Annotated in this window: 23 protein-coding genes; all 23 read right to left on the bottom strand. The window is 46.0% G+C overall.

Annotated features, from left to right (window positions below):
• Positions 1-156 precede the first annotated feature (156 nt).
• On the bottom strand, positions 157-1,089 hold the full coding sequence (truB, locus tag GCU48_RS21205; RefSeq protein WP_025719860.1) for a tRNA pseudouridine(55) synthase TruB: 933 nt from the start codon (positions 1,087-1,089) through the stop codon (positions 157-159).
• Positions 1,086-2,063, bottom strand: coding sequence for a DHH family phosphoesterase (locus GCU48_RS21200; RefSeq protein WP_152381358.1), 978 nt, complete (start codon positions 2,061-2,063; stop codon positions 1,086-1,088). Before GCU48_RS21200 ends, truB begins: the two co-directional genes overlap by 4 nt.
• A 51-nt stretch (positions 2,064-2,114) precedes the next feature.
• Complete coding sequence (gene rbfA, locus GCU48_RS21195; protein WP_025719857.1) at positions 2,115-2,465, bottom strand: 30S ribosome-binding factor RbfA; 351 nt, start codon at positions 2,463-2,465, stop codon at positions 2,115-2,117.
• A gap of 20 nt (positions 2,466-2,485) precedes the next feature.
• The gene (gene infB / locus GCU48_RS21190) at positions 2,486-5,041 is read right to left on the bottom strand and encodes a translation initiation factor IF-2 (protein ID WP_152381357.1); all 2,556 of its coding nucleotides are present in this window, start codon (positions 5,039-5,041) and stop codon (positions 2,486-2,488) included.
• The gene (locus GCU48_RS21185) at positions 5,034-5,357 is read right to left on the bottom strand and encodes a L7Ae/L30e/S12e/Gadd45 family ribosomal protein (RefSeq protein WP_007430068.1); all 324 of its coding nucleotides are present in this window, start codon (positions 5,355-5,357) and stop codon (positions 5,034-5,036) included. The genes infB and GCU48_RS21185 overlap by 8 nt, the downstream gene beginning before the upstream one ends.
• Positions 5,350-5,658, bottom strand: a complete 309-nt coding sequence (gene rnpM, locus GCU48_RS21180) for an RNase P modulator RnpM (protein WP_007430067.1) — start codon at positions 5,656-5,658, stop codon at positions 5,350-5,352. The genes GCU48_RS21185 and rnpM overlap by 8 nt, the downstream gene beginning before the upstream one ends.
• A 23-nt stretch (positions 5,659-5,681) precedes the next feature.
• Positions 5,682-6,779 carry a transcription termination factor NusA gene (nusA, locus tag GCU48_RS21175; protein WP_007430066.1) on the bottom strand — a complete coding sequence of 366 codons (1,098 nt, stop codon included), beginning with the start codon at positions 6,777-6,779 and terminating at the stop codon, positions 5,682-5,684.
• A 100-nt stretch (positions 6,780-6,879) separates the two neighbouring features.
• Positions 6,880-7,341: a ribosome maturation factor RimP gene (gene rimP, locus GCU48_RS21170; RefSeq protein ID WP_152381356.1), complete on the bottom strand. Its 462-nt coding sequence runs from the start codon at positions 7,339-7,341 to the stop codon at positions 6,880-6,882.
• A gap of 311 nt (positions 7,342-7,652) precedes the next feature.
• Positions 7,653-11,969, bottom strand: coding sequence for a PolC-type DNA polymerase III (locus tag GCU48_RS21165; protein ID WP_152381355.1), 4,317 nt, complete (start codon positions 11,967-11,969; stop codon positions 7,653-7,655).
• A 255-nt stretch (positions 11,970-12,224) separates the two neighbouring features.
• Complete coding sequence (gene proS / locus GCU48_RS21160) at positions 12,225-13,673, bottom strand: proline--tRNA ligase (RefSeq protein WP_025719851.1); 1,449 nt, start codon at positions 13,671-13,673, stop codon at positions 12,225-12,227.
• Positions 13,674-13,724: 51 nt separating this feature from the next.
• Positions 13,725-14,996, bottom strand: a complete 1,272-nt coding sequence (gene rseP / locus GCU48_RS21155) for an RIP metalloprotease RseP (protein WP_025719850.1) — start codon at positions 14,994-14,996, stop codon at positions 13,725-13,727.
• A 109-nt stretch (positions 14,997-15,105) separates the two neighbouring features.
• On the bottom strand, positions 15,106-16,245 hold the full coding sequence (locus GCU48_RS21150; protein WP_152381354.1) for a 1-deoxy-D-xylulose-5-phosphate reductoisomerase: 1,140 nt from the start codon (positions 16,243-16,245) through the stop codon (positions 15,106-15,108).
• 153 nt (positions 16,246-16,398) lie between these two features.
• The gene (locus GCU48_RS21145) at positions 16,399-17,190 is read right to left on the bottom strand and encodes a phosphatidate cytidylyltransferase (protein WP_152381353.1); all 792 of its coding nucleotides are present in this window, start codon (positions 17,188-17,190) and stop codon (positions 16,399-16,401) included.
• Between the two features lie 17 nt (positions 17,191-17,207).
• Positions 17,208-17,975 (bottom strand): undecaprenyl pyrophosphate synthase, encoded by a 768-nt coding sequence (locus tag GCU48_RS21140; RefSeq protein ID WP_152381352.1) that lies wholly within the window; start codon positions 17,973-17,975, stop codon positions 17,208-17,210.
• Positions 17,976-18,059: 84 nt separating this feature from the next.
• Entirely contained in the window at positions 18,060-18,614 is a 555-nt protein-coding gene (frr, locus tag GCU48_RS21135; protein ID WP_025719844.1) for a ribosome recycling factor, read from the bottom strand.
• Positions 18,614-19,342 (bottom strand): UMP kinase, encoded by a 729-nt coding sequence (pyrH, locus tag GCU48_RS21130; RefSeq protein WP_013309918.1) that lies wholly within the window; start codon positions 19,340-19,342, stop codon positions 18,614-18,616. Before pyrH ends, frr begins: the two co-directional genes overlap by 1 nt.
• Before the next feature lie 120 nt (positions 19,343-19,462).
• Complete coding sequence (tsf, locus tag GCU48_RS21125) at positions 19,463-20,113, bottom strand: translation elongation factor Ts (protein ID WP_025719842.1); 651 nt, start codon at positions 20,111-20,113, stop codon at positions 19,463-19,465.
• 132 nt (positions 20,114-20,245) lie between these two features.
• Complete coding sequence (gene rpsB, locus GCU48_RS21120; protein ID WP_007430055.1) at positions 20,246-20,944, bottom strand: 30S ribosomal protein S2; 699 nt, start codon at positions 20,942-20,944, stop codon at positions 20,246-20,248.
• Between the two features lie 254 nt (positions 20,945-21,198).
• Positions 21,199-21,846 (bottom strand): endolytic transglycosylase MltG, encoded by a 648-nt coding sequence (locus tag GCU48_RS21115; RefSeq protein WP_152381351.1) that lies wholly within the window; start codon positions 21,844-21,846, stop codon positions 21,199-21,201.
• Positions 21,843-22,475 (bottom strand): hypothetical protein, encoded by a 633-nt coding sequence (locus GCU48_RS21110; RefSeq protein ID WP_152381350.1) that lies wholly within the window; start codon positions 22,473-22,475, stop codon positions 21,843-21,845. The genes GCU48_RS21115 and GCU48_RS21110 overlap by 4 nt, the downstream gene beginning before the upstream one ends.
• A gap of 41 nt (positions 22,476-22,516) precedes the next feature.
• Positions 22,517-22,849: a hypothetical protein gene (locus tag GCU48_RS21105; protein ID WP_152381349.1), complete on the bottom strand. Its 333-nt coding sequence runs from the start codon at positions 22,847-22,849 to the stop codon at positions 22,517-22,519.
• 79 nt (positions 22,850-22,928) lie between these two features.
• Complete coding sequence (locus GCU48_RS21100) at positions 22,929-24,338, bottom strand: flagellar assembly protein A (RefSeq protein ID WP_152381348.1); 1,410 nt, start codon at positions 24,336-24,338, stop codon at positions 22,929-22,931.
• A 44-nt stretch (positions 24,339-24,382) separates the two neighbouring features.
• A complete protein-coding gene (locus GCU48_RS21095; RefSeq protein ID WP_007430050.1) occupies positions 24,383-25,171 on the bottom strand; it encodes a FliA/WhiG family RNA polymerase sigma factor in 789 nt (262 codons plus the stop codon).
• Between the last annotated feature and the right edge of the window lie 14 nt (positions 25,172-25,185).

Genomic DNA, 25,185 nt, shown 5'->3' with positions numbered 1-25,185 from the left:
CATTCACCTGCATTTCACATCATTTGACTAACTTCGTCAAAATTATAGCACAATTCGGGGTAAGAAAAACGTCTATCGACGTTACTTTCACAGAAGCGACCACGCCCAGCGGAAGCTTTTCTTGTAATTATAGAATTGTTCAGCTCCGCTGAAAATTTATAAAAAAACTTTAATTGGAGCAATTGCCCCTGATTCATCTCGTCCATATATACCTAAAAACGTTTTATCCTCTTTATACAAACGGAAGGGCTGGCTGTCGTCCACAGGTGGTGAAATCATACTCAGCGACAAACGTTGGCCTTGCAAAGCTGCAGTTGCCTTCGCTTCGGCCACCGTATGCTCAGGCATATAGTCAATCGCCTGATCGGTTGCAATAAGCCGCTCACCCAAACTGCCATCCGCTACGCAGCGCTCTATCTCTTCGAACGTCAGGCAATGTTCTGCGGAAATTCCCGCAGACATGGTTCGCTCCAGCTTGACCATCGTCGAAGGATATCCCAAGGCACGGCCAATATCAACACATAGTGTACGGATATATGTCCCTTTGGAGCATAAAGCACGGAAGGAAATGTCCACATATGATCCTGTCTGAGCAAATCCTGTCATTTCCAGCTCGTAAATGTCTACTTCGCGGCTTTTGCGCTCTACGGTTTTGCCTTCTCGAGCCAGTTCATATAGACGTTTGCCATTCACTTTGAGTGCGGAATACATCGGCGGCACTTGAGAAATCGTACCAACAAAACGCTCCAGCGTCGCTTTGGCTTCCAGTTCCGTTACTTCTACCGGACGTTCACTTTCTTCAATAACTGTCCCCGTAAGATCTTCGGTATCGGTTGCAATGCCTAATCTCAGCATAGCCCGATACTCCTTGGGCCGCTCTTGCATGTATTCTACGACTCGGGTAGCACGTCCCAGACACAAGGGCAGCACACCGGTTACCTGCGGATCAAGCGTTCCGGTGTGTCCGATTCGCTTCATCCCCAGTAAACGACGAGCCTTCGCCACTACATCATGAGAGGTAAATCCAGCGGGTTTATAGACGGGCAGAACGCCTTCCCAACTTGCCTGTTCCTTCTTCAACGGGTTCATAGCTCGTCTTTCACCCGCCCTACAACGATCTTGATAATATCCTCCAGTTTGCCTTCTAGCCGGCAGCCCGCCGCACGAACATGGCCTCCGCCTCCAAACGACTGGGCTAACGCAGCTACATCAACACGGCCTGCCGATCTCATGCTGGCTTTAACCGCTTGTTCATTGATCACTTTAAAGAAAATGCCTACTTCAACGCCACGAATATTTCTTGGATAGTTAACAATCCCTTCCAAGTCCTCGTTCACAGCTCCGCACTCTTCCATATCCTCAAGTGTAACAACCACCCAGGCGACTTTACCATCCTCCGACATGGTGAGCGTCTGCAATGCCTTGGTCAGCACCTTCATTTGCGGGAATGTCATTTCTTCCAGCAAATTTTCAGACAAAGATGGACCATCTACACCATAAGTGAGCAACTGTGACACAATAGACATCACCTTTGGCGAAGTGTTGGAATACCGGAAGCCTCCTGTATCCGTCAGCAGTCCTGTATACACAGAAGTCGCTACTTCAACGTCCCACTTTACGGCAAACATTTCCAGTAAATCAAAAAGGATTTCCGCTGTTGCTGCTGCATCCGACTTAATTACATTCACCGTACCATACGCATCATTCGTTGGATGATGATCAATATTCAGGATAACGGCATCTTCCGCAAAAAACTGTTCTGTCAAACCAACACGACGGTAGTCTGCACAATCCACGCAAATGATCCGGTTGTATTTCCGTTCTGGCGGTTGCTGGCTCATATCCATAATCTCATCGGCATGCCATAAAAAGTCCATGCGTTTGGGAATAGCTCCCTCATTCAACATGGTAAATTTCTTCCCCAGACATGAGAGAAGCCAGCCCACCGTTACGGTGGAGCTGACTGCGTCTCCGTCCGGCTGTACATGCGATACGATCAGGTAATCATCATGCTCCAGAATAAATTCCTTCGCTTGTTGAAGCGCCTGTTCATAGGTATGCATTGCCGTCTCCTTTACATTCAGTTCATGGTTTCTTCACACCAACAGGAATTCCTATTTTTCGTCCTTGTCGATATCACTCAACAGCTTTTCAATTCGACTGCCGTAAGCAATAGATTCGTCAATTTTGAAAATCAGCTCAGGAACATGGCGAAGCCGTATCCGTTTGCCAAGTTCAGAACGAAGATAACCGTTCGCTTTGTCCAATGCCTTCAGGGAAGAAGTTTTTTGTTCTTCATCCCCAAGTACACTCAAGTATACTTTCGCCTGGGACAAATCGTTTGTGACATCGACACCCGTCACCGTAATAAAACCGATACGGGGGTCTTTTAATTCGGTTTGTATGAGTAGGCTTAGTTCCTTCTTAATTTGCTCGCCAACTCGACCTGTACGTATTTTAGCCATGGATGCTCACCTCTCTGCCGTTAGCGCTCCACTGTTTCCATGACGAACGCTTCAATAATGTCGGATTCCTTAACATCATTATAGCCATCAAGGGTAATACCACATTCGTAACCTTGGGCAACTTCTTTTGCGTCGTCCTTAAAGCGTTTCAGTGAGTCGATTTTGCCTTCGAAAATCACGATGCCGTCACGAATCAGACGTGCTTCTGCTGAACGGGTAATTTTACCGGACGTCACCATACAGCCAGCAATCGTACCGACTTTAGTAACTTTGAACACGTTACGTACTTCAGCGTGTCCGATCACATTTTCTTTATACTCAGGATCCAGCATGCCTTTCATAGCCTGCTCGATTTCTTCAATGACATTGTAAATAACGCGATGCAGACGAATGTCCACTTTTTCAGCTTCTGCTGTAGATTTGGCCTGATTATCTGGACGAACGTTAAAACCAATGACGATAGCATTGGAAGCCGCAGCCAAAATAATATCGGATTCGGTGATTGCCCCTGCACCACTGTGAAGAATTTTTACGCGTACACCTTCAACTTCAATCTTGTTCAAGGAGCCCTTCAGCGCTTCGACAGAACCCTGTACATCACCTTTGATAATGACGTTCAGATCCTTCATCTCACCATCCTTGATGTGTTGGAACAGGTCATCCAGCGTTACGCGGGTGTTGCTGCCCAGATCGGACTGACGCTGCGTGATCGCACGTCTATCAGCGATAGCACGGGCTTTGCGCTCATCCTCAAACACCATGAACGGATCACCAGCAAGTGGAACTTCTGTCAAACCAGTAATTTCAACTGGTGTAGAAGGTCCAGCTTCCTTGAGACGACGACCTTTGTCGTTGACCATGGCACGTACACGCCCGAAGCAGTTCCCCGCTACGAAGGCATCGCCGACTTTCAGAGTACCGTTCTGCACGAGCACACGAGCTACAGAACCGCGCCCCTTATCCAACTCAGCCTCAATGATGGTACCGCGTGCCCGTTTGTCCGGATTCGCTTTGTATTCATTCACTTCAGCTACCAACAGAATCATTTCGAGCAGATCTTCCAGACCCATTCTTTGTTTCGCTGAGACGTTGACGAAAATAGTATCTCCGCCCCACTCTTCAGGTACCAACTCATATTCCGTCAACTCTTGCTTCACTTTATCCGGGTTCGCATCCGGTTTGTCAATCTTGTTCACAGCCACGATAATAGGCAGGCCTGCTGCTTTGGCATGGTTGATGGCTTCGACCGTCTGTGGCATAACACCGTCGTCAGCTGCAACCACGATAATCGTCATATCTGTAACTTGAGCACCACGAGCACGCATTGCAGTAAAGGCTTCGTGACCCGGTGTATCCAAGAAGGTGATTTTTTTACCGTTGATTTCAACCTGGTATGCACCGATATGCTGTGTAATACCACCGGCTTCGCCACCCGTTACATTCGTGGAGCGAATAGCATCCAGCAAAGTGGTTTTACCATGATCGACGTGACCCATGATTGTTACAACTGGTGGACGTGTTTTCAGATCCGCTGGATCATCATTTTCTTCCACAGTTTCAAAGCGATCTTCTTCTACCGGAATCTTCACTTCTACTTCAACGCCGAAATCTCCAGCCAGTAAAAGAATGGTATCCATATCCAATTCCTGGTTGATTGTCGCCATTGTTCCGAGCATAATCAGCTTTTTGATAACTTCTGACGCGTCCTTGTGAAGCAGCTTGGCTGTTTCGCCTACGGTCATCTCACCGCGCACAATAATTTTCTTAGGCGTGTTGTCGATCTTCTCACGACGCTCCTGCGGTTGGCCTTTACCACGGTTGTTAAATTTACCACCACGATTGTTACCACCGCGGTTATTACCACCACGGCCACCGTTACCACCGCGTCCTCCGCCTTGACGGTTATCGTCGAAACGGCCTTGACCGGAACGGTTATTACCGTTACTGCTGCCTGTACGGTTGCCACCACCACTATTACGGTTCGCATTGCTGCTCCCCGTAGATGAAGATGTTCTTACTGCCGTACCACCCTGGCTACTTCCTTGAGAACGCGTACCTGTGCTACTAGTGGAACGCTGTTGTCCTCCTTGTTGTTGACCATTACTGCGGTTCTGGCTGCCTTGCTGACCACTCGGTTTATTCGTACTTTGCTGACTGCGGTTTTGACCGCCCTGCTGACTACCCTGCGCTCTTGGAGCACTGCTTCGATTACTGTTTTGGTTGTTGTTTGTCCTATTCATACTTACCTGCTTTTCCTGTTGATTTTTGGTTTGCTCAGTTGAATGATTACTGTTCTGACTTGAAGCGGCCTGGCTTGAACCGGTTTGGCTTGAACGAGTCTGGTTCGAGCTTACTTGCGCCGTGTCTGCTCCACCTTGCTTGACCGCAGCATTGGATTTGATATTCTTAAAAAAGTTTTCCACTTTACCTACGGCATCATGTTCCATGACGCTCATATGGTTGTTCACGGGAATATCCAGCCGTTTAAGAATGGTGATAATTTCTTTGCTGCTCATGTTCAACGATTTGGCGTATTCGTATACCCGCACTTTGTCTTTGCTTTCTTGTTTACTCAATATACTCCACCTCCGACATTATCCCCGCATGTTTCATGATCAATTTCGCGAATCCTTGATCTGTCACAGCCAGCACCACCCGTTCAGGTTTGCCGATACTGCTTCCCAAGCTTTCCCGGTCAAATCCTATCAATAAGGGGATTTTGTACGTCCCGCATTTGTCGCGGAATTTCTTTTGAGTATTCATTGAAGCATCTTTCGCAAGAATGACCAGCTTGGCTTCTGAAGACCTGATCGCTTTATAAACGATCTCATCACCTGTTAGCAGCTTGCCAGCTCTCATGGCAAGACCCAATCCAGACAGCGCCTTATTCATCCTGCACGCTGCCTTGTGCCGCCAGGAATTCTTCCTCGACGGCAGCAAAATCACGACTTAGCTGCTCATAGATGTCAGGATGAACCGAGTGCTTCAATGCTCGATCCAGTGCCTTACTTTTTTGAGCCAGCTTGAAGCAGGCGGCTTTGCCGCACAAGTAAGCGCCGCGTCCTGACTTTTTACCGGTCAAGTCAATCAGCACTTCGTCTTCAGGGGTTTTGACGACACGGATCAACTGCTTCTTTGGCATCATTTCATGACAGGCCACACATTTGCGCAAAGGTATCTTTCTCTGTTTCATGCATTAACCCCCCTACACTCCGCTTAATCTACTGACACGGAATCCTGATGCATTTCATCGGTGGAAGTTCTTGGTCTGCCAAGCTCTTCCTCCGCCTGTGTTTCACTCTTAATATCAATTTTCCAGCCCGTAAGCTTAGCAGCAAGACGAGCATTCTGCCCTTTGATGCCAATAGCCAGAGAAAGCTGATAATCCGGTACAATGACGCGTGCCATCTTTTCTTCTTCAAACACCTGTACTTCAAGTACTTTAGATGGGCTTAACGCATTAGCAACGTATTCGTCAACGTTATCGGAATAGCGCACAATGTCGATTTTTTCACCACGCAGCTCATTCACAATAGTTTGTACCCGTGTTCCTCTAGGTCCTACACAGGAGCCTACCGGATCAACCTCTTCATTGCGGGAATGAACCGCGATTTTAGAACGGAAGCCTGCTTCACGCGCTACAGAACGAATCTCTACAACACCGTCAAAAATTTCAGGCACTTCGAGTTCAAACAGACGCTTTAGCAGACCCGGATGTGAGCGGGACAGCATAATTTGCGGCCCTTTGGTTGTGTTCTCTACCTTGGTAATATAAGCCTTGATTCGATCCAGATGATTAAATTTCTCATTCGGCATCAGCTCGCTCAACGGCAGAACCGCTTCTACCTTGCCCAAATCAATATAAATATTGCGCGGGTCTTGGCGCTGTACGGTTCCTGTTACAATATCTTCTTCCTTGTCCACAAACTTGTTGTAGATCAATCCCCGTTCCGCTTCGCGGATGCGCTGGGTCACGACCTGCTTCGCTGTTTGTGCAGCAATCCGTCCAAAATCACGTGGTGTAACTTCAATTTCAGCGATATCCTCCAACTGAAAATGCGGATTAATTTCACGAGCCGCCGGCAACGAAATCTCGGTGCGAGGGTCCAGAACCTCCTCAACAATCAGCTTGCGCGCATATACCTTAATGACTCCCGAGTTGCGGTTCATATCAACACGCACGTTCTGTGCAGTGTTGAAATTCCGTTTGTAGCTGGAAATCAATGCTGCTTCAATGGCCTCAAACAGCACATCCTTGCTGATCCCCTTTTCTCTTTCCAACTCGTTCATTGCTTCAATAAAATCCATACTCATGGATTACTGCTCCCCCTTTCAAATGATGGCACCTGTGTCCTGGTCAGCACACGAGGTATAAAACATGAAGTCATGTCAAACAGCAACAATCAAACCCGAATTAAAATATGATCGCGAGCCTTGCACCAGCTACCTTTTCATAAGGTATGGCATGCTTCTTTTGTCCGCTTTGAATGGTAAGCTCTCCATCCTCAAAAGAAAGCAGACGACCTTCAAATTCCTTCAGGCCGTTGATCGGCTCGTATGTAGTAACAAATACATTTTTGCCTACCGCTTTAGCAACGTCCTCCGCTTTTTTCAGCGGTCTTTCGGCGCCTGGTGAAGATACCTCCAGAAAATATGCTGTAGAAACCGGATCATTCTCATCCAGCTTTTGGCCCAGATACTCACTGATCATACTACAGTCGTCCAGATCAATTCCTCCGTCTTTGTCTACAAAAACGCGAAGAAACCAATTGCTGCCCTCTTTAACATACTCGACATCGACCAGTTCAAAGCCATGCTCATCGAGATAAGGTTGGGCCATTTCTTCTACTGCTGATTTGATCTTTGGTGTGCTCAAAGATTATAACCTCCAAAAGTAAACTTTCCTGTGGTGAAAAAAGACGCCCCATTACTATGGACAATGCTTCTTCATCACCGGCATTTTCCATTTTTATTTGATGTAATGTTCATTTCGGGCTCACTGCAAATAAACCGGCGTACCGGTTTTGGCCCAAAAATAACGTTTTCACGTTGTAACTGTGTATCAAACAGTAAAGAGTGGGTTTCCCCACTCTTTTAGCAACAGTTTTATCTCCATGATTACCAAAAAAATTATAACATAACCGTAGTTATGTGACAAGTGCCAGAGCTTGACTACTGTGGTACGAATTAAAACAGAGACAGCTGATTACTCTCCGGCAGACCACGGAAGCATCCCATCTGGGACAGCATTTCGACAATGGTTTTACTGGCCTTCGACTTTTGCTGAAAATCCTCGACAGACAAAAACTCACCCTGCTCGCGGGCAGCTGCGATGTTACGCGCCGCATTATCACCAATCCCCTGAAGGGCTCCGAACGGAGGGATGAGCGAATCTCCATCCACTTTGAAGCGTGTAGCTTCGGAACGGTACAAATCAATGGATTTGAAACTGAAACCGCGAGCTGTCATTTCCAAAGCCATTTCCAGGATCGGCAGCATCCCTTTTTCTTTTGGCGGTGCCTGAAAACCAAGCTGCTCGATTTCGACAATCTTCCTCGCGATCGCATCATACCCCTGACAGCACAGCTCAATATCAAAATCGGCTGCACGTACTGAGAAATAAGTCGCATAATATTCAATCGGATGATACAGCTTGAAATATGCTGTACGCACCGCTGAAATAACATAGGCTGCAGCATGCGCCTTTGGAAACATGTACTGGATTTTCAGACAGGAATCAATGTACCATTGTGGCACCTTGCATTTTTTCATTTCCTCAATCCATTCGGCACTAAGTCCCTTACCTTTACGCACGCTCTCCGTAATTTTAAAGGCCAGACCTGCATCCATCCCCGCCTTGTAAATCAAAAAGAGCATGATATCATCCCGGCAACCAATTACGGTTTTGATGTTGCAGGTATTATTTTTGATCAATTCCTGCGCGTTCCCCAGCCATACGCCCGTACCGTGAGACAAACCGGATATTTGCAGTAAATCGGCAAAAGAACTCGGCTGCGACTCTACCAGCATCTGGCGTACAAACTTTGTCCCCATCTCTGGAACACCATAGGTTGCAACAGGTGTACGGATTTGCTGCGGTGTTACACCGAGTGCCTCCGTGGAGTTAAACATGCTCATCACCTTAGGGTCATTCATAGGAATTGTCGTAGGATCAACCCCGGTCAAATCCTGAAGCATCCTCATCATGGTCGGATCATCATGGCCCAGAATATCGAGCTTGAGTAAATTCGCATCAAAAGCGTGATAATCAAAATGCGTCGTTTTCCATTCCGAGCTCGTATCATCAGCCGGATATTGCACCGGTGTAATGTCCTCGACCTCAATATAATCGGGAACAACAACGATCCCGCCTGGATGCTGTCCCGTACTGCGTTTTACACCTGTACAGCCGGAAGCCAGCCTGTTCAGCTCGGCCCCGCGCCATTTTTTATGGTGTGCCTCTTCATATTTTTTTGCAAAACCAAACGCCGTTTTCTCGGCAACCGTACCGATGGTTCCTGCACGGAAAACACTTTTTTCACCAAACAGCACCTTCGTATAGTTATGTGCGACAGGCTGATATTCTCCGGAGAAGTTCAAGTCAATATCCGGAACTTTATCTCCTTTAAAGCCGAGGAACGTTTCAAAGGGGATATCCTGCCCCTCACCCTTGAGCTTGCCTCCGCAATTCGGACAGTTTTTATCTGGCAAGTCAAACCCGCTCGGTACACTTCCGTCCAAAAACCATTCGCTGTGTCTGCATTCAGGATTACCACAAATGTAATGGGCAGGCAATGGATTAACCTCAGAAATACCGAGAAAAGTAGCTACCACAGATGAGCCAACAGACCCCCGTGAACCTACCAGGTATCCATCCTGATTAGACTTTTTAACCAGACGCTCGGAAATGAGATAGTTAGCGGAGAAACCGTATTTAATAATAGGTTCCAATTCTTTTTCAAGACGTGCTACAACGACCTCAGGCAAGGGTTCACCATAAATGGATTGAGCCGTCTCATAGCATGTATTACGGATTTCCTCGTCGGCTCCGTCCAGCAATGGCGTAAACAGCTTGTCAGGGAACAGTTCCAGTTCCTCAAAACGGTCCGCAAGCTCGCTGGTGTTTGTCACAACGACCTCATAAGCTTTTTCCTCACCCAAATACTCGAACTCCGCCAGCATTTCATCCGTTGTCCGCAAATGAGCATCCGGCTTACGGATATCCTTTAGCGGGCTAAATCCCGTAATGCCGTGAATGGTGATATCACGGTACAGCTTATCGCGAGTCTCCAAATAGTGAACATTGCCTGTAGCAATCACGGGCTTATCAAGTCGTTTTCCTATTTCGCATACTTTGCGTAAGGCCGTTTTCAGGGCATCAGGTCCGCTTACCAGCTGCTTTTCCACCAGATGCATATACATCGTTAAAGGTTGAATCTCCAGCACATCATAAAACTGGGCGATTTCCTCGGCTTCCTCCTCGGATTTGTTCAACACGGCCTCGAAAAATTCTCCTTTTTCGCAGCCGGAAATGATGAGCAGTCCGTCTCTCATTTCAGACAATTTAGATTTAGGAATACAAGGCACACGCTTAAAATATTCGGTGTGAGACATCGATACCAGCTTGTACAGATTTTTTTTACCTATCGGATTAAGGGCATAAATGCAGCAGTGGAACGGACGAGCGGTCGATAAATCCTTTCCCACATAGTCATTCAAACGGTCGAGCATTTTCATACCTTTAATTTGTTCCGCATCATTAAGCAAACCATTCAACACCTCTGTCAAAGCAACCGTATCATCAATGGCTCGGTGATGGCTTTCAAGCGCAACCTTATATTTGGTCGTCAGTGTATTCAAGCGGTGATTCTTCATGGTTGGAAAAAGCAAACGGGCCAGTTCCAGCGTATCCAGTACCGGATTGGTCATTTCAGGCAAACCCATCTTTCGAAGAGTTGCCTGGATAAAACCGACATCAAATCTCGCATTATGGGCAACCAACACAGCATCGCCAGCAAAAGCTACGAACTCCTTCATAACTGGTTCCACATCGGGTGCATCCTTGACCATTTCATCGTTAATGTTGGTCAATTGCTGGATATTGTAGGGAATACGCTCATGCGGATTAACAAAGGTAGCATAACGGTCAACTTCCTTGCCTTCATGCATTTTGACAGCCGCTATCTCAATGATTTTATTTTGCGTGACGGACAAACCGGTAGTTTCAATATCAAAAACGACATAAGTCGCTGTTTTCAAATTTAACGGCTGCGCCTGCATCACAACCTCAACTGCATCATTAACCACATTGGCCTCAATGCCGTAGATCATTTTAATTCCGTTTTTCTTTGCTGCCTTAGCAGCATCAGGATAGCATTGCACACCACCATGATCGGTGACCGCAATCGCCTTGTGACCCCATTTGGCGGCTGTTTTGACATATTGGTCAATCGAGGCTACAGCGTCCATTGCGCTCATCTTCGTATGCAGATGGAACTCAACCCGCTTTTCCTCTGCATTATCCTTGCGAGTAGGTGGAGCCTGTACTTCAACCAGATCGGAAGGAATCATAACCAGCTCGGGAATTTGCATAAAACGATCGTATTCTACTCGACCGCGGACTTTGACCCATTTTCCGTTAGCCAGCAGGCTAAGTATCTTTAGATCTTCTTTTGTTTTTGCAAACATTTTCATCTGTAGCGAATCACTAAAGTCCGTCAAATAGAATGTAAACAGTGTACTGCCATTACGCAGCTCTTTACTATCCAGACCGAAGATTGTTCCCTGTAACGTGACCTTCTTTTCTTCGTCCTGAATATCCTGCATCGGAACAGGTGGTTCTTTGATTTCATAACCAAATTGAAGCCGGACATCTCCCTCTTCCTCATCTTCAGGCGGCATTTCAGATTCCATACTTTCCATCATCTTCTGAATAACTTCGCGTTCTTCCTGCATCTTCTTCTCTTGGAACTGCTGCAACGCCTCCTGGTTACTTTCACCCACCTGAATTTTAACGCGCATGGAGAGTCCAAAATATTTATCGTAAAATTTGATAATAGCTTGGTCAATCTGTTTTTTACGTGCCAGCTCCAGCGACATGCTATCGCTCATCGTCAGTATGAATAGCCCATCTTCCCACTCATGCACAGCCCGATTCATCCAACCGTTTACAGAGGGAATTTCACGATGCACCCACTCCAGAAAAAGCTTCCAGTATTCGCCGATAATATCACCAGGCTGAACCTGCTCACTATAATGAAACTGAAACGTTATTTTAGCGATATGATTCATCTTTTCCTGTACCTGAATGCAAAACGTACGGTACACCTGAGCAGGGACAAGTGTCTCCTTGACAATGATGATATTCCAATCCTTATTGGTACGGCTAATTTCCACCTGATCAATCCAACCGTCCAAAAAGTAAGGTTCAACCACTCCTGCAGGCATCACAACCTGTTTCATCAGCAGTTCCAGCCGCTTTCTTTTTTCTTCAGCTCCGCCCATGGCTTTCCCCCCATTTTCTAATGATGCTAGCCTAGCTGTCTTCTTAGTGTACAGCTGTTCTCCTCATGTTCAATTCTACATTCTGAAAACATGAAAAGCTTCTGCGTCAAAAACATCTCCGACCGCAAAAGCTTTTCGTAGCCCACCTCACCCCTCCATCACGGCAATATAAATCCTACGGGGCATTTGCCACGTACAGTTATACTGCTGGCAGAGAAAATGAAGTGAGTATAATGGGTTTGCTTTACTTCTTTATTAGTACGCCCGTGCGAACACTACAGTATGCTTGGCTGGTTTGCCGCAGCACAAACATATGGTCTTTTGCTCGGTTGTTTTAAACGGTATATTACGGCTTGTAGCACCTGTTACTTCTTTGACCTTGTCTTCACATTCCTCAGATCCACACCAACCTGCCAAAGTAAAGCCACGTTTTTCTTCCATGAGCGCCTTCATTTCATCCAGCGTATCGACGGAATAGAAGTTTTCTTCCATAAAATTCTTCGCGCGATCATACATTTCAAGTTGTACCTGTGCAAGCATTGCTTGGACTTCCTCTACCAGGTTGTCCTGCTGAACAATTTTTTTCTCCCCGCTAATACGGGATACGAGTACGCAAACACCATTTTCCATATCACGAGGTCCGATTTCCAAACGTACCGGTACACCGCGCATTTCATATTCATTAAATTTCCAACCCGGACTTACATCGCTACGGTCGTCCATTTTCACACGTACACCTGCTTGCTTCAACTCAGTGAACAATTCATCTGCACGCGCGATAACTGCATCACGCTTCTTAGGTGGTCCGATTGGAACCATAACGACTTGCGTAGGTGCAACTTTAGGAGGCAAAGCCAGACCACGATCGTCTCCATGGACCATAATCAGTGCACCAATCAAACGTGTACTTGTTCCCCATGAAGTTGTATGTGCGAACTCCAGATTGTTTTCACGGCTCAAATATTTAATATCAAATGCAACCGCAAAATTGGTCCCCATATAATGGGAAGTCCCAGCTTGTACTGCACGCCCATCCTTCATCATCGCTTCCAATGAGAAGGTATCCTTCGCACCTGCAAATTTTTCAGATGGCGTTTTTTGCCCAGTAATAACCGGAATAGCCAGAACTTCTTCGATGACCTCACGGTACACTTCCAGCATTTTCATCGTTTCTTCGCGTGCTTCTTCCTCTGTTTCATGAGCTGTGTGACCTTCTTGCCACAAAAATTCACTTGTACGCAAGAAAGGCAATGTCCGTTTTTCCCAACGTACCACGTTAGCCCATTGGTTAATTAGCACAGGCAGATCCCGATAGGATTGAATCCATTTGGAGTACATATGTCCAATCATCGTTTCCGAAGTCGGACGGATTGCAAGACGCTCTTCCAGCTTTTCCCCTCCAGCCTCGGTTACCCAAGGAAGCTCAGGATTAAATCCTTCCACATGCTCTTTTTCCTTTTGGAAAAAGCTTTCGGGTATGAACATTGGAAAATAGGCATTTCGATGCCCCGTTTCTCTGAAACGTACATCCATGGCTTCCTTGATGTGCTCCCAAATTTCAAAACCATCTGGGCGGAATACAATACACCCGCGAACCGGGGAATAATCCATCAGTTCTGCTTTTTTAATAACATCAATATACCATCGGGAAAAATCTTCGCTCTGTGGCGTAATTTCCTCGACAAACTGTTTATCGTTCGACATAGAAATGCATGTCCTCCCATACAGACCGTTTTTATATAAGTCCGCCTCTAATTAACCATTAATTAAGCGTAAAATATCGTTGTACGTGACCGCGATCATAAGCAGGAATAGCATAGCAAAACCAACGAAATGGACCATTCCCTCTCTACCCGGATCAATGGGACGTCCTCTAACCGCCTCCACACCGAGGAACACAAGTCTGCTACCATCCAGTGCCGGGATCGGCAACAAATTAAATATCCCCAGATAGAGACTCATGATAGCAGTCCAATACGTTAACTGCTCAATGCCCTGCTTGGCAATTTGTCCCGTCACTTCAAAAGTACGTACTGGACCGCCCAGATCATTAATAGAAAAGCGTTGAATGAGCTGGCTAAATCCTTGGAAAATAATATCGGTTGTTCTTACCATGGATTGTCCGGCAAATTTAAACGTCTCTCCAACACCTGCCTGGCGCTTTGGAAGTTCAGGCACGATACCTACTTTGCCGCCCTTTTGCCCCTCCATTGCACGAGGTGTTATAGTGAGATCGAATGTTTGATTATCCCGGCGAACTTTCCACTTCATCGGCTTATCCTGAGAATCAGCAATCAGCTTGATCAAGTTTTCAACATTCGCACCAATTGCAGTACCATTAACCGATTCAATGATATCTCCCTTATGCAAATCAGCCTCAGCAGCAGGCATCCCCGCTGTAATTTCACTAATTTGAACATAAGTGGGGTTTTCCACTTGTATCCCGACCATTTGGATATGCAGACCAAACAGAATAAAAGCAAGAATAAAATTCATCAGTGGCCCAGCAAAAATAGCCATTGCACGCTGTCCCACCGTTTTACTGCCATACTGCCGGTCCTTCGGAGCAATTTGAATGGATTGTCCTTTGGTTACCATCATCGCTTGCGGGTGTACAGTGTATTGCTGATCTTCGCCATCCACATCCAATTTTACAGTCAGCGCCTGTTCCAGATCAATATCCAACACTTCACCACGCACTACATTTTTACGGTTATCCAGCTGATCCAGATAAATGGTTTTAACGACACCGTCCGTTACGCGTACAGCAATCGTTTGTCCGGCTTCAATTTCATTGACCTCCGGATCTTCTCCCGCCATGCGGGCAAAACCACCGAAAGGCAACAAACGTAGCGTAAATCGCGTCTCGTTTCTTTTATAAGAAAACAGTTTCGGACCGAAACCGATCGCAAACTCCCGTACCAGAATCCCGGCGCGTTTGGCAAAATAATAATGCCCCCATTCATGCACCGTCACTATGACGAAAAACATGAGCACCGTCATCAACACTATTTGAATCGTTTCCAATCGTTTTCGTTCCCCTTTCAATGAGATCGAGTTTGTACTCCTAGATTATCATTATTCTCCAATCCTGCACAAGAGAATCACATTTCGCTTTTCCAATCCCAAGTCAGCCTTATAGCCCGGCAGCTATGCTGCGAGTTTCACGATCACAGGCTTCAATCTCAGACAGATCAGGGTTAGCCACATTGACATGTCGCTCCAGCACACGTTCAATAATAGACTCAATATGCAGAAAAGGAATTTCTCCACGCAGAAAACGGGCAACAGCAATCTCATTAGCTGCATTAAATGCGGTTGGTGCTGTACCACCCATTTTACCACATTCACAGGCAAGTCTTAAACAAGGAAAACGATTAAAGTCCATTTCCTTAAAATGGAGCTTACCCACCTCTGCTAGTGACAGCGGTTTTGCCGGGGATTTCATCCGCTCAGGATAAGTCAATGCATATTGAATGGGTACTCTCATGTCCGGATTCCCTAGTTGGGCAACAATGCTTGTATCCTGAAACTCCACATAGGAATGAATGATGCTTTCCGGATGAAGCAACACGTGAATTTGCTCATAGTCAAGCCCAAACAGCCAGTGCGCCTCTATGACCTCCAGCCCTTTGTTTACCATCGTTGCTGAATCAATCGTAATTTTGGCGCCCATCGACCAATTAGGATGCTTGAGTGCGTCTTCCACCGTAACTGTACGAAGCTGTTCTCTTGTCAAATCTCTGAAAGAACCGCCCGATGCCGTGAGGGTGATGTGTGCCACATCTTTCATGCGCTCACCATTCAAGCATTGGAAGATAGCTGAATGCTCACTGTCAATCGGCAGCAACGGCACTCCTTTCGCCCGAGCTCGCTCTGTGACCAGATGACCAGCAGTAACCAGTGTTTCCTTATTGGCCAATCCAATCTGCTTCCCAGCCTCAATCGCGGCCAGCGTGGAGTGCAATCCGACACTGCCCATTACAGCCGTCACAACCATATCTGCTTCTGTATTTGCAGCCAGCTCAACGAGTCCTTCATTTCCCCAATGCAGTTCCATGCCGGATGGCAGTAAAGGACGAATTTCCTCCGCCAGCTGCTTGGTACCGACAGACACTTTTTTAGGCTGATAAAAATGCGCCTGTTCAGCAAGTAGCTTTATATTAGAACCGCCCGCCAAAGCCTCAACAGCAAACTGATCCGGGTGCATGGAAACGACATCCAGCGTTTGTGTTCCAATAGATCCGGTTGAACCGAGTACCGTAATTTTTTTCATGATGCACCTTCCTATCCTGAAAATCACTTTTATCCAGGAGCTTATTGTTTGTTATTCAGGGCAGCTATGCTATTGGTTTCATCCTTCGAATGACGCGGCGTGAGCAGCATAGAGATTGATCCTGAGCATGAACGAATAATCACCAGGTAAGTTTCATGGAAGCAGCATCAGCATATGTACAAATGGAAAAACGACAATCCAGCTGTCGCAGCGGTCTAATATCCCGCCGTGTCCTGGCAGCAGATTACCGGAATCTTTAATGCCGTACACTCGTTTATACGCAGATTGTACCAAATCGCCCAGTTGCCCCACAACCGCACAAGCCAAGCCAATACCGAAGGCTTTGGACCATGGCAGCAGTCCTCCTGACAATCCGGCGAATAGCAGAGCTATAACCAGTGCTAAAACAATCCCACCGATGGACCCTTCGACTGTTTTGTTTGGACTAATCGCAGGCCATAGCTTCGTCTTTCCTGCCATTTTACCTACAAAATAGGCCCCTGCATCACTTGCCCATATACAAGCCAGCAATAAAAAAGTCCATAATAGCCCATGTTCCATATGACGTGATTCAGCAATATACGAAAATCCAAAACCTATATAAACGGTACCAAGGAATAGCATAGCTACCGTTTGAATAGGGATTTTGTTCTTTGTTCCTACTGTAATGATCATGAAAGCTATCATTAGCAGCCAAAGCATGCTGGCAAAGGATAGTGGTGAATGCAAACCCAAAGGTTGATAAGGGAACACAAAAGCCAGTATGCTCACGTACCCAAGTAATGCCGTACCCCCAAAAGGAGATACCTGCGTCATTCGTGCGAACTCATAAAATCCGATAAGGGCCATTGCCAAAATAAGCAAATGGTAGGCCAAGCCGCCCCACAGGACCATCGCCAAAAAGAATACGCCTGCCAGAATACCGGTAATTAATCTCTGTCTCAACGGCTTTCATCCTCCATTTACTTCAGTCCGCCATACCGTCGTGATCTTTGCTGATATTCGATCACTGCCTCGTATAAATGCTCTTTCTTAAATTCAGGCCAATAAATATCCGTAAACCATAACTCACTATAAGCAAGCTGCCAGAGCATAAAATTACTAAGTCTAAGCTCACCACTTGTCCGAATCAGTAAATCAGGGTCTGGCATATCACTGGAAAGCAACGTGTTACCGATCATATCGGGCGTTATATCTTCTGCTTTGAGCTTCCCGCTCTCAATTTGGCGTCCCAACGTCTGCATACATTCTGTGATTTCCAGTCGACTTCCATAATTTAATGCAAAATTAAGAACAAGTCCGGTATTATTTTCGGTTCGCCGAATCGCTTCAGTCAGCGCATCAACGGTATGAGAAGGTAAGTGTTCCTTGTTTCCCATCATACGTACCTGCACATTTCTTTCAATCAGCTCATCCAGCTCAATAGCCAGAAATTCCTGTGGTAGCCTCATTAGAAAATCAACCTCGTCCTTTGGACGCGTCCAATTTTCAGTCGAAAAAGCAAACATAGTCAAATACTTAATACCCAGTTCATCCGCCGCAATTGCTGTGCGCTTCACTGCCTTCATTCCATTTTGATGCCCTACAATCCGCGGCATTCCAATCCGTTTGGCCCATCTGCCGTTTCCATCCATGATGACAGCAACATGCTGCGGAATATTGTCTTTTGAAATGGCCGGTGTTTGCTGATTTTGTTCCCTGTTCCACCAAGACCGAACCCGTTTGATCATTCCAGTTCCTCCAGCATTCTCTGAAAATGTGCCTCAGGCTTGAAAAGAGACAAACCCCACCGTAAGGGAGGGGCTGCCATTCTTTTAGACTTCCATAATTTCTTTTTCTTTTGCAGCTAAAACTCTATCCACTTCAGCGATATATTTATCGGTCGTCTTCTGGATATCTTCCTGATGTTTACGAGATTCGTCCTCGGAAATATCACTTTTCTCCATTTTTTTGATATCATCATTTGCATCGCGGCGGATGTTACGAATAGCGATCTTCGCTTCTTCACCGTTCTTTTTCGTCATCTTTACCAGCTCAGTTCTGCGCTCCTCTGTCAAAGCAGGAATGCTCAGACGGATGGTATTCCCATCATTCGAAGGCGTCAAACCCAGATCGGATTTTTGGATAGCACGCTCGATGTCTGCCAAGGAGGATTTGTCCCAAGGCTGAATCATCAAGGTCCGACTGTCAGGGGTGTTTACGTTCGCCAGTTGGTTGACTGGAGTCATTGCGCCGTAATACTCAACCTGCACACGGTCCAGTAAAGCTGGTGTCGCTCGCCCTGCACGCAAAGATGAAAGATCACGTTGCAATGCCTGAATTGCTTTTTGCATGCGCTCTTCTGCGCTTTTTTTCACGGATTGTGGCATTAATTTACACTCCCTTTGACGATCGTACCAATTTTCTCACCCAGCACGACACGTTTAATGTTACCTTGCTCTGTAATAGCAAAGACAATCAACGGAATATTGTTATCCATGCACAGCGAGGAAGCTGTGGAATCCATGACACCGAGGTTTTTATTAAGTACATCCAAATACGTAAGCTGCTCATATTTCTCGGCTGTGCTATCTTTAAACGGATCGGCCGAATATACACCATCCACTTTATTTTTAGCCATCAGAATCACTTCAGCTTCAATTTCAGCAGCTCGCAAAGCAGCTGTAGTGTCAGTCGAGAAGAACGGATTTCCTGTACCTGCAGCAAAGATAACAACCCGGCCTTTTTCCAGATGGCGGATAGCTCTACGACGGATATAAGGCTCTGCAATTTGTTGCATCGCGATGGATGTCTGCACACGTGTAGGTACTTCAATTTGCTCCAAAGCATCCTGCAAGGCAAGTGAGTTCATTACCGTTGCCAGCATACCCATGTAATCTGCCGTTGCCCGATCAATCCCGTTGGCGCTACCAGCGATACCACGCCAGATATTGCCGCCTCCACATACGATAGCAACTTCTACACCCAGTTCCACAACATCTTTGACTTGCTCGGCAATGGATGCAATCGTGTCTGCATCAATTCCATAACCGTTTGGTCCCGACAGCGATTCTCCACTAACTTTCAGGACTACACGCTTAAACACAGGTTTTTCCAAATGATCACCCTCCAATATCATTTATATTTTATGTAACAGGATAAGTGTCCTGTTGCAAGAAAAGGAACACTGATGTGTTCCATTTCCGTTTTTTCATATTCAATTACCGTTCATTGGTAATTATTGTTTTACTTGAGACATAACTTCATCGTAGAAGTTGTCTTCTTTTTTCTCCAGACCTTCACCCAGCTCAAAACGAACAAAGCGACGCAAGGAAATGTTTTCGCCAATCGTACTGATTTTTTCGTTGATAAGTGTGGAGATTGTTTTGTCTGGATCTTTGATGAAAGATTGCTCCAGCAAGCAGAATTCTTCGTAGAATTTACCGATGCGGCCTTCAACCATTTTTTCAACGATTTTTTCTGGTTTACCTTCGTTCAAAGCTTGTGCTTTCAGGATTTCTTTTTCTTTTTCAATCTCTTCCTGTGGCACTTCTTCACGACGAACATAACGAGGGTTCGATGCAGCGATGTGCATTGCGATGTCGCGTACAAAATCTTTGAACTGGTCAGTTTTAGCCACGAAGTCTGTTTCGCAGTTTACTTCTACCAGTACGCCGATACGACCGCCTGCATGGATGTAGGACTCGACAACGCCTTCAGTAGCAATACGACCTGCTTTGTTGGCTGCAGCTGCAAGTCCTTTTTCGCGCAGAACTTCAACCGCTTTTGTCAAATCACCATTTGCTTCTTCAAGCGCTTTTTTGCAATCCAGCATTCCTGCGCCTGTTTTTTCACGAAGCTCTTTTACTGCGCTAGCATTAACTGCCATATTATTTCCCTCCAAATTTGGTTTTCCGTGGTATACACAAGTTTTATCCCTTAAAAAAAGGGTAGTGAGAGGTTATACACCTGCCAACCACCCTTTTCATTTAATTCATATAGGTATTTCCTAAAGGAAATATTATGCTGTAGTTTCTTCGCCTTGGTTTGCTTCCATAACTGCATCAGCCATTTTACCAGTCAGCAATTTAACAGCACGAATCGCGTCATCGTTACCTGGGATAACATAGTCGATTTCATCCGGATCGCAGTTAGTATCAACGATACCAACGATTGGGATACCCAATTTACGGGCTTCAGCAACCGCGATACGTTCTTTGCGTGGATCAATGATGAACAGGGCGCTTGGAAGACCCTTCATGTTCTTGATACCGCCCAGGAATTTTTCAAGACGATCTTTTTCTTTGCGAAGAATGATAACTTCTTTTTTAGGAAGAACTGCGAATGTACCATCCTCTTCCCAAGATTCAAGCTGTTTCAAACGATCAATACGTTTTTGAATGGTTTGGAAGTTAGTCAAAGTTCCACCCAACCAACGTTGGTTAATGTAGAATTGACCAGCGCGTTCTGCTTCTTCTTTAACAGAATCTTGCGCTTGTTTCTTTGTGCCGACGAACAGGATTGTACCATTCTCAGCTGCAATGCTTTTTACAAAGTTGTAAGCTTCCTCAACCTTTTTCACTGTCTTTTGCAAGTCAATGATGTAAATACCGTTTCTTTCAGTGAAGATATAACGATCCATTTTCGGGTTCCAGCGACGTGTTTGGTGACCAAAGTGAACCCCAGCTTCCAAAAGCTGTTTCATGGAGATTACTGCCATCTTCACACACCTCCTAAGTTTGGTTTTTTGTGTGTCCTCCGCCGACATCATCTTTCATAAAGACTTTCTATTGAAAGCACCCTTTACGAAATTAACCGACGTGCGTTTTTAACACCGTCAATTAATATACCATAACACTTGCATCGTTGCAACTAACTTTTCGACAATAATTGAACCCACGCAAAAGCGACCCGTTTACTTCAATCTGTCGAGCTTTTTAGTAAAAAAATAAAGCCGTCCACTTCCCGTACTGGTCAGTTGGACGACTTCTTCGTAATTTTAGTAATAATAGAACCGAAATCCTCACCTTTGGCAAACTGGTAGGTACCGGTACGAATTTTGGTATTGATTTTTTGAGCCTTAGCCGCAGCCTCAAATGCACTGGCATCTGACACAACGCCCGCCTTTTCCAATCCAGATGCCACACTTCTCAAATTACTTCCCGATGCAATGCTATATCGCACTTGCGGAGTAGCAGGCTGCTTAGGAGTATCTGGAGTAGTTGCAGCACCAGATCCTTTCGTTTGCGGCTGTTCCGGATTTTTCATTATAGTCGTACTGGCCGCAGGCTTGGAAGCAGTCGAAGGCGTGCTGTTCACAGGTGCTTTTGGTGTTGATGGCGTTTGGGCTGGTTTTGCCTTTTGGGGTGTATTCGGTGTTTTGCTGCCTTCCTTGATCACCTTATTTCGCCATTCCTCTTCCGTCATCTTCGGATCAGAACTGTCACTGATCTGAAGATTTAATCCGGCTGCCGCCTTCTCCAATTGCTCACGGGTCATGTTTTTCGGATCCATTGAGGATGGCTGTGATTGTCCCTGACCGATCATCGCCAGTTGCAGCAGCAGTGCGCCTGTTACAAGTCCGGTACCCATGCCCAGCATAAATGAACGATTTTTGATCACTTCAGATCCTCCCGTTCTGCCAGTTGCAATATGAGCTGTACCTCACCCCGCTGGATACCTGATTGCTTAGCTATGTAATCCACCGATTTCCCCTGCTCATAGAGCGCAAACAGCTCTTGATAACGATCACGGATTGATTCTGGCTCCTGTTCAGTTTCAGGCTCTTGCAACGCCGTCTGGTCATGACCAGCTATAAGAGGAGCGTTTGAAACAGAATGCTCTTCTTGTATGGACATAGAAGACTTCGGTCTGTGGAACTGGCCATAGGCAGCCGCTGCCTGTTGAGAAATACCTGTATAGCGTATTTCCTCAGACACAGGCTCCATTTGAGCAGAGGCCGCAGCAATCGCAGTCTGTCGCTCGAGCTCGACGATTCGGTTCCGCAGCTCAGCCACCTGCTCCTGTAATGCAGCCTGCTTAGCTGCGTGTTCCTGCTTCATACCAGATACGAGTTCAATCAGCTCGTCATTATCGCTTTCAATATCGGCCATGTATTGCTCCAGTGTAGCCTCGACCTTTTGGACGACGACCTCTTCTGTTCCCCGATCCGGCTGACGCTTAGGCAGCAGCCAGGCGTAGACAACAGCTGCAACGCCCAGCAGAACAATATAAATCCATGGTTGGTCCACTGCCCATCGTCTCCTTTAATTATGCTTCTCCCCTGTTGTCATCAGAGCGAAAAATCAATGTGGTGTCCCTTGTACGGATGCTCTGCCGGATGCTCTGCCGGATGCTCTTTTGGCAGCTCGTTCTCAGCAGTTCGTGAACGGTTCTGCTGTGAAGATTCCCTGCTCTGGGCTCCTGTTTGCCGTTCATCAACAAATGTTTCCGCAGACTCATCTACCGCACTGCTTCGCTGACGCATGTTCTCCGTCTCCAGCGCGGTCTTTTGTCCTAGCAGTGCCTGGTCATTCATCGGCCGCTGCTGGGACTCACTTTGGTATCTACCTGCTTCACTGGTACGAGGCACAGCAATTTGCAATTCAACAGCTTTCAAGCTCATTGGACCACACCCTTTCCGATTGAGCATCCGTGTATGTTTTCCGAGGAATACAATGTTGAGTTAGAATCTGTATACCAAATTATACATAAGAGGACATGCTGATGTCTCCCTCATGATAATAAAACGCCATTCTTTCCACTGAATCTTTAATAAATTTCGTATATCTGCCGATAACTATTTTAGAGCCGCCGTAAATTACATTTTTTACTTCTACCCGTGCACGGCTCGTATCTTCCAATGTTCGTTCAATTTCCAGCATCCTGGACTTGGTTTCCAAAAGCTCATGTTCATTAGATTTTTTAGTAGATGTCAGCTTAATTCGCATGGCCATTCTGTCAGGTGCAAGCTGTCCATTGGCAGCCAGCTGATCCAATATGGTGAGGGCCTTATTGGTTTTATCCTGGCTGTCTGTCTGTTGCTTCAAACGTGCACGCAGCTCTGTCAGCTCATCACGCAGTTCTGGAAGCACCCCCACTTCGACAATGGTAGCTGTGGACATCGTATTACCGATGGTACGCGCCACTACCTTTTCACCTGCTTGTACATTGCCACCCACGATGAGTCCTTTTGTCCCCTCACAGATTACATTTTTACTCGCTTTAATCTGGGAATGCATAATGCTCTGGGATACGAGAATATCGCCTCCCGCAATGACATTACCATCTTGTATAAAGGAGCATTTTACATTTTGTGCTGCTTTGACAAAACCCTTGTGGTATCCAATAATGCCGCCACTGATTTCCACTGAACCTTCCGCTTCCAATTCAGCACCTTCCACACCACCGATGACACGGATATCGCCAGCAGCCCGAACACGAAAACCTGTCAAAACATTCCCACGAATGACGACGGTTCCAACAAAATCAATGTTACCTACACTATAATCTACATCCCCATTCACTTCATATACAGGGAAGACATTAAGTTTGCCCTTTTCAGTTGTAGTTACCAATCCATCAATGGCCGCATACATCGCAACGCCTTCTGGATGAATCACTACATTTTTTCCAATTTTAAAGCGAGCCTCTCTACCCGGAAGAAAAGGAATTTCCTCTCCAGTTACAGCAATACCCGGTACACCCGGCAGAGGATCAACCCGTTCGGCGATCAGTTGTCCACGCTTTACATTTCTCAAACGAGTTAATTCTTTATAGTCCACCCGTCCATCAATGGTTTCGAGCGGCTTATGTGCATATTCTCCAGTCACGATCTCGGCCAGATTAATTTTTCCGTCTTTGCCATGGATCGGCTGCTTTCCCTGAGCGATTAACAATTTGGTGAAGAAATGATCTTCCGGCCGTGCCACAAATGCATGAATCGCATCAGTAATTAAACCATAGGATATTTTTTGGCTGCTCAGAAAACGCTCTAGTTCTTCCACAGTGCAGTTAAAGCCTTCTTCACGTTTGGCAAACTCCAAATAGGCGGTTTGTTTGTCAGGTGAGACAACCACTTTTAAAAACTGGTCCAAAGCATATTGCTTCTCCACAGGGGTGCTCCTTCCGTCTAACTGTTACTGTAACCTCCCGTACGTTAATCTTTACGCATTAGCAAATCCCGTTGTTTGTCCAATGTCGCTCTCAGGCGTAATATTGCCTTGGAATGCAACTGTGAAATTCTCGATGGAGAGAGCGACATGACCTCAGCAATTTCACTGAGTGACAAATCCTCGTAATACAATAAAGAAACAACGATACGCTCTTTTTCAGTCAATTTGTCAATGCCTTGTGCAAGAGCATCACGAAGTGTAAATTCATTGACTTTATGATCCGGATTTTTCGCCTTTTCGTCCACCAAAAGAGAAAGCCGTGTTTCCGACTCTTCCTCGCGGATTGGGTCCTCCAGTGAAACGATCGACATAACGGCGACTTCCTGAATCATATTTTGAAACTCTTTTTCGGAAACATCCAAATAATGGCTCATCTCTTCATCGCTTACCGTGCGCAAATATCTCTGTTCCAAATGCTGATAGGCATCTTCAATTTTCTTCGCTTTTTCCCTAACTGAACGTGGGACCCAATCCCCTTGACGAAGACCATCCAAAATCGCTCCCCGAACACGCCAAGAAGCATAAGTCTCAAACTGTAAACCACGTCCATAATCGAATTTCTCCAAAGCATCAATCAAACCCATGACACCGTTACTCGCCAAGTCGTCTTTGGATACATTTTTTGGTAAGCCTACTGCAAGCCGACCTGACACATATTCTACGATATGAAGATACTTTTCAATTAACTGCTTTTTTGCTTCCTTGTCACCGTGTTCTTTCCATTGCTCCCACAGCTCGGAATGGTTTAAATGAGCGGCTTTTCGCTCGTTCATCGGCTTCACCCTCC

It is taken from the genome of Paenibacillus brasilensis, from assembly GCF_009363115.1.
In the GTDB taxonomy this organism is placed as follows: domain Bacteria; phylum Bacillota; class Bacilli; order Paenibacillales; family Paenibacillaceae; genus Paenibacillus; species Paenibacillus brasilensis.
The sequence above is the reverse complement of the archived record's forward strand: the minus strand, read 5'-3'. Positions and strand labels throughout refer to the sequence as shown.

Bases quoted from the DNA above. Each gene is read 5' to 3' on its own strand.
- truB (WP_025719860.1), bottom strand. From the start codon at position 1,089: ATGAACCCGTTGAAGAAGGAACAGGCAAGTTGGGAAGGCGTTCTGCCC.
- tsf (WP_025719842.1), bottom strand. From the start codon at position 20,113: ATGGCAGTTAATGCTAGCGCAGTAAAAGAGCTTCGTGAAAAAACAGGC.
- frr (WP_025719844.1), bottom strand. From the start codon at position 18,614: ATGCCACAATCCGTGAAAAAAAGCGCAGAAGAGCGCATGCAAAAAGCA.
- GCU48_RS21105 (WP_152381349.1), bottom strand. From the start codon at position 22,849: ATGAGCTTGAAAGCTGTTGAATTGCAAATTGCTGTGCCTCGTACCAGT.
- GCU48_RS21200 (WP_152381358.1), bottom strand. From the start codon at position 2,063: ATGCATACCTATGAACAGGCGCTTCAACAAGCGAAGGAATTTATTCTG.
- GCU48_RS21095 (WP_007430050.1), bottom strand. From the start codon at position 25,171: ATGAACGAGCGAAAAGCCGCTCATTTAAACCATTCCGAGCTGTGGGAG.
- proS (WP_025719851.1), bottom strand. From the start codon at position 13,673: ATGTCGAACGATAAACAGTTTGTCGAGGAAATTACGCCACAGAGCGAA.
- rbfA (WP_025719857.1), bottom strand. From the start codon at position 2,465: ATGGCTAAAATACGTACAGGTCGAGTTGGCGAGCAAATTAAGAAGGAA.
- GCU48_RS21185 (WP_007430068.1), bottom strand. From the start codon at position 5,357: ATGAATAAGGCGCTGTCTGGATTGGGTCTTGCCATGAGAGCTGGCAAG.
- GCU48_RS21165 (WP_152381355.1), bottom strand. From the start codon at position 11,969: ATGGGCGGAGCTGAAGAAAAAAGAAAGCGGCTGGAACTGCTGATGAAA.
- nusA (WP_007430066.1), bottom strand. From the start codon at position 6,779: ATGAGTATGGATTTTATTGAAGCAATGAACGAGTTGGAAAGAGAAAAG.
- rpsB (WP_007430055.1), bottom strand. From the start codon at position 20,944: ATGGCAGTAATCTCCATGAAACAGCTTTTGGAAGCTGGGGTTCACTTT.
- GCU48_RS21140 (WP_152381352.1), bottom strand. From the start codon at position 17,975: ATGATCAAACGGGTTCGGTCTTGGTGGAACAGGGAACAAAATCAGCAA.
- rnpM (WP_007430067.1), bottom strand. From the start codon at position 5,658: ATGAAACAGAGAAAGATACCTTTGCGCAAATGTGTGGCCTGTCATGAA.
- GCU48_RS21150 (WP_152381354.1), bottom strand. From the start codon at position 16,245: ATGAAAAAAATTACGGTACTCGGTTCAACCGGATCTATTGGAACACAA.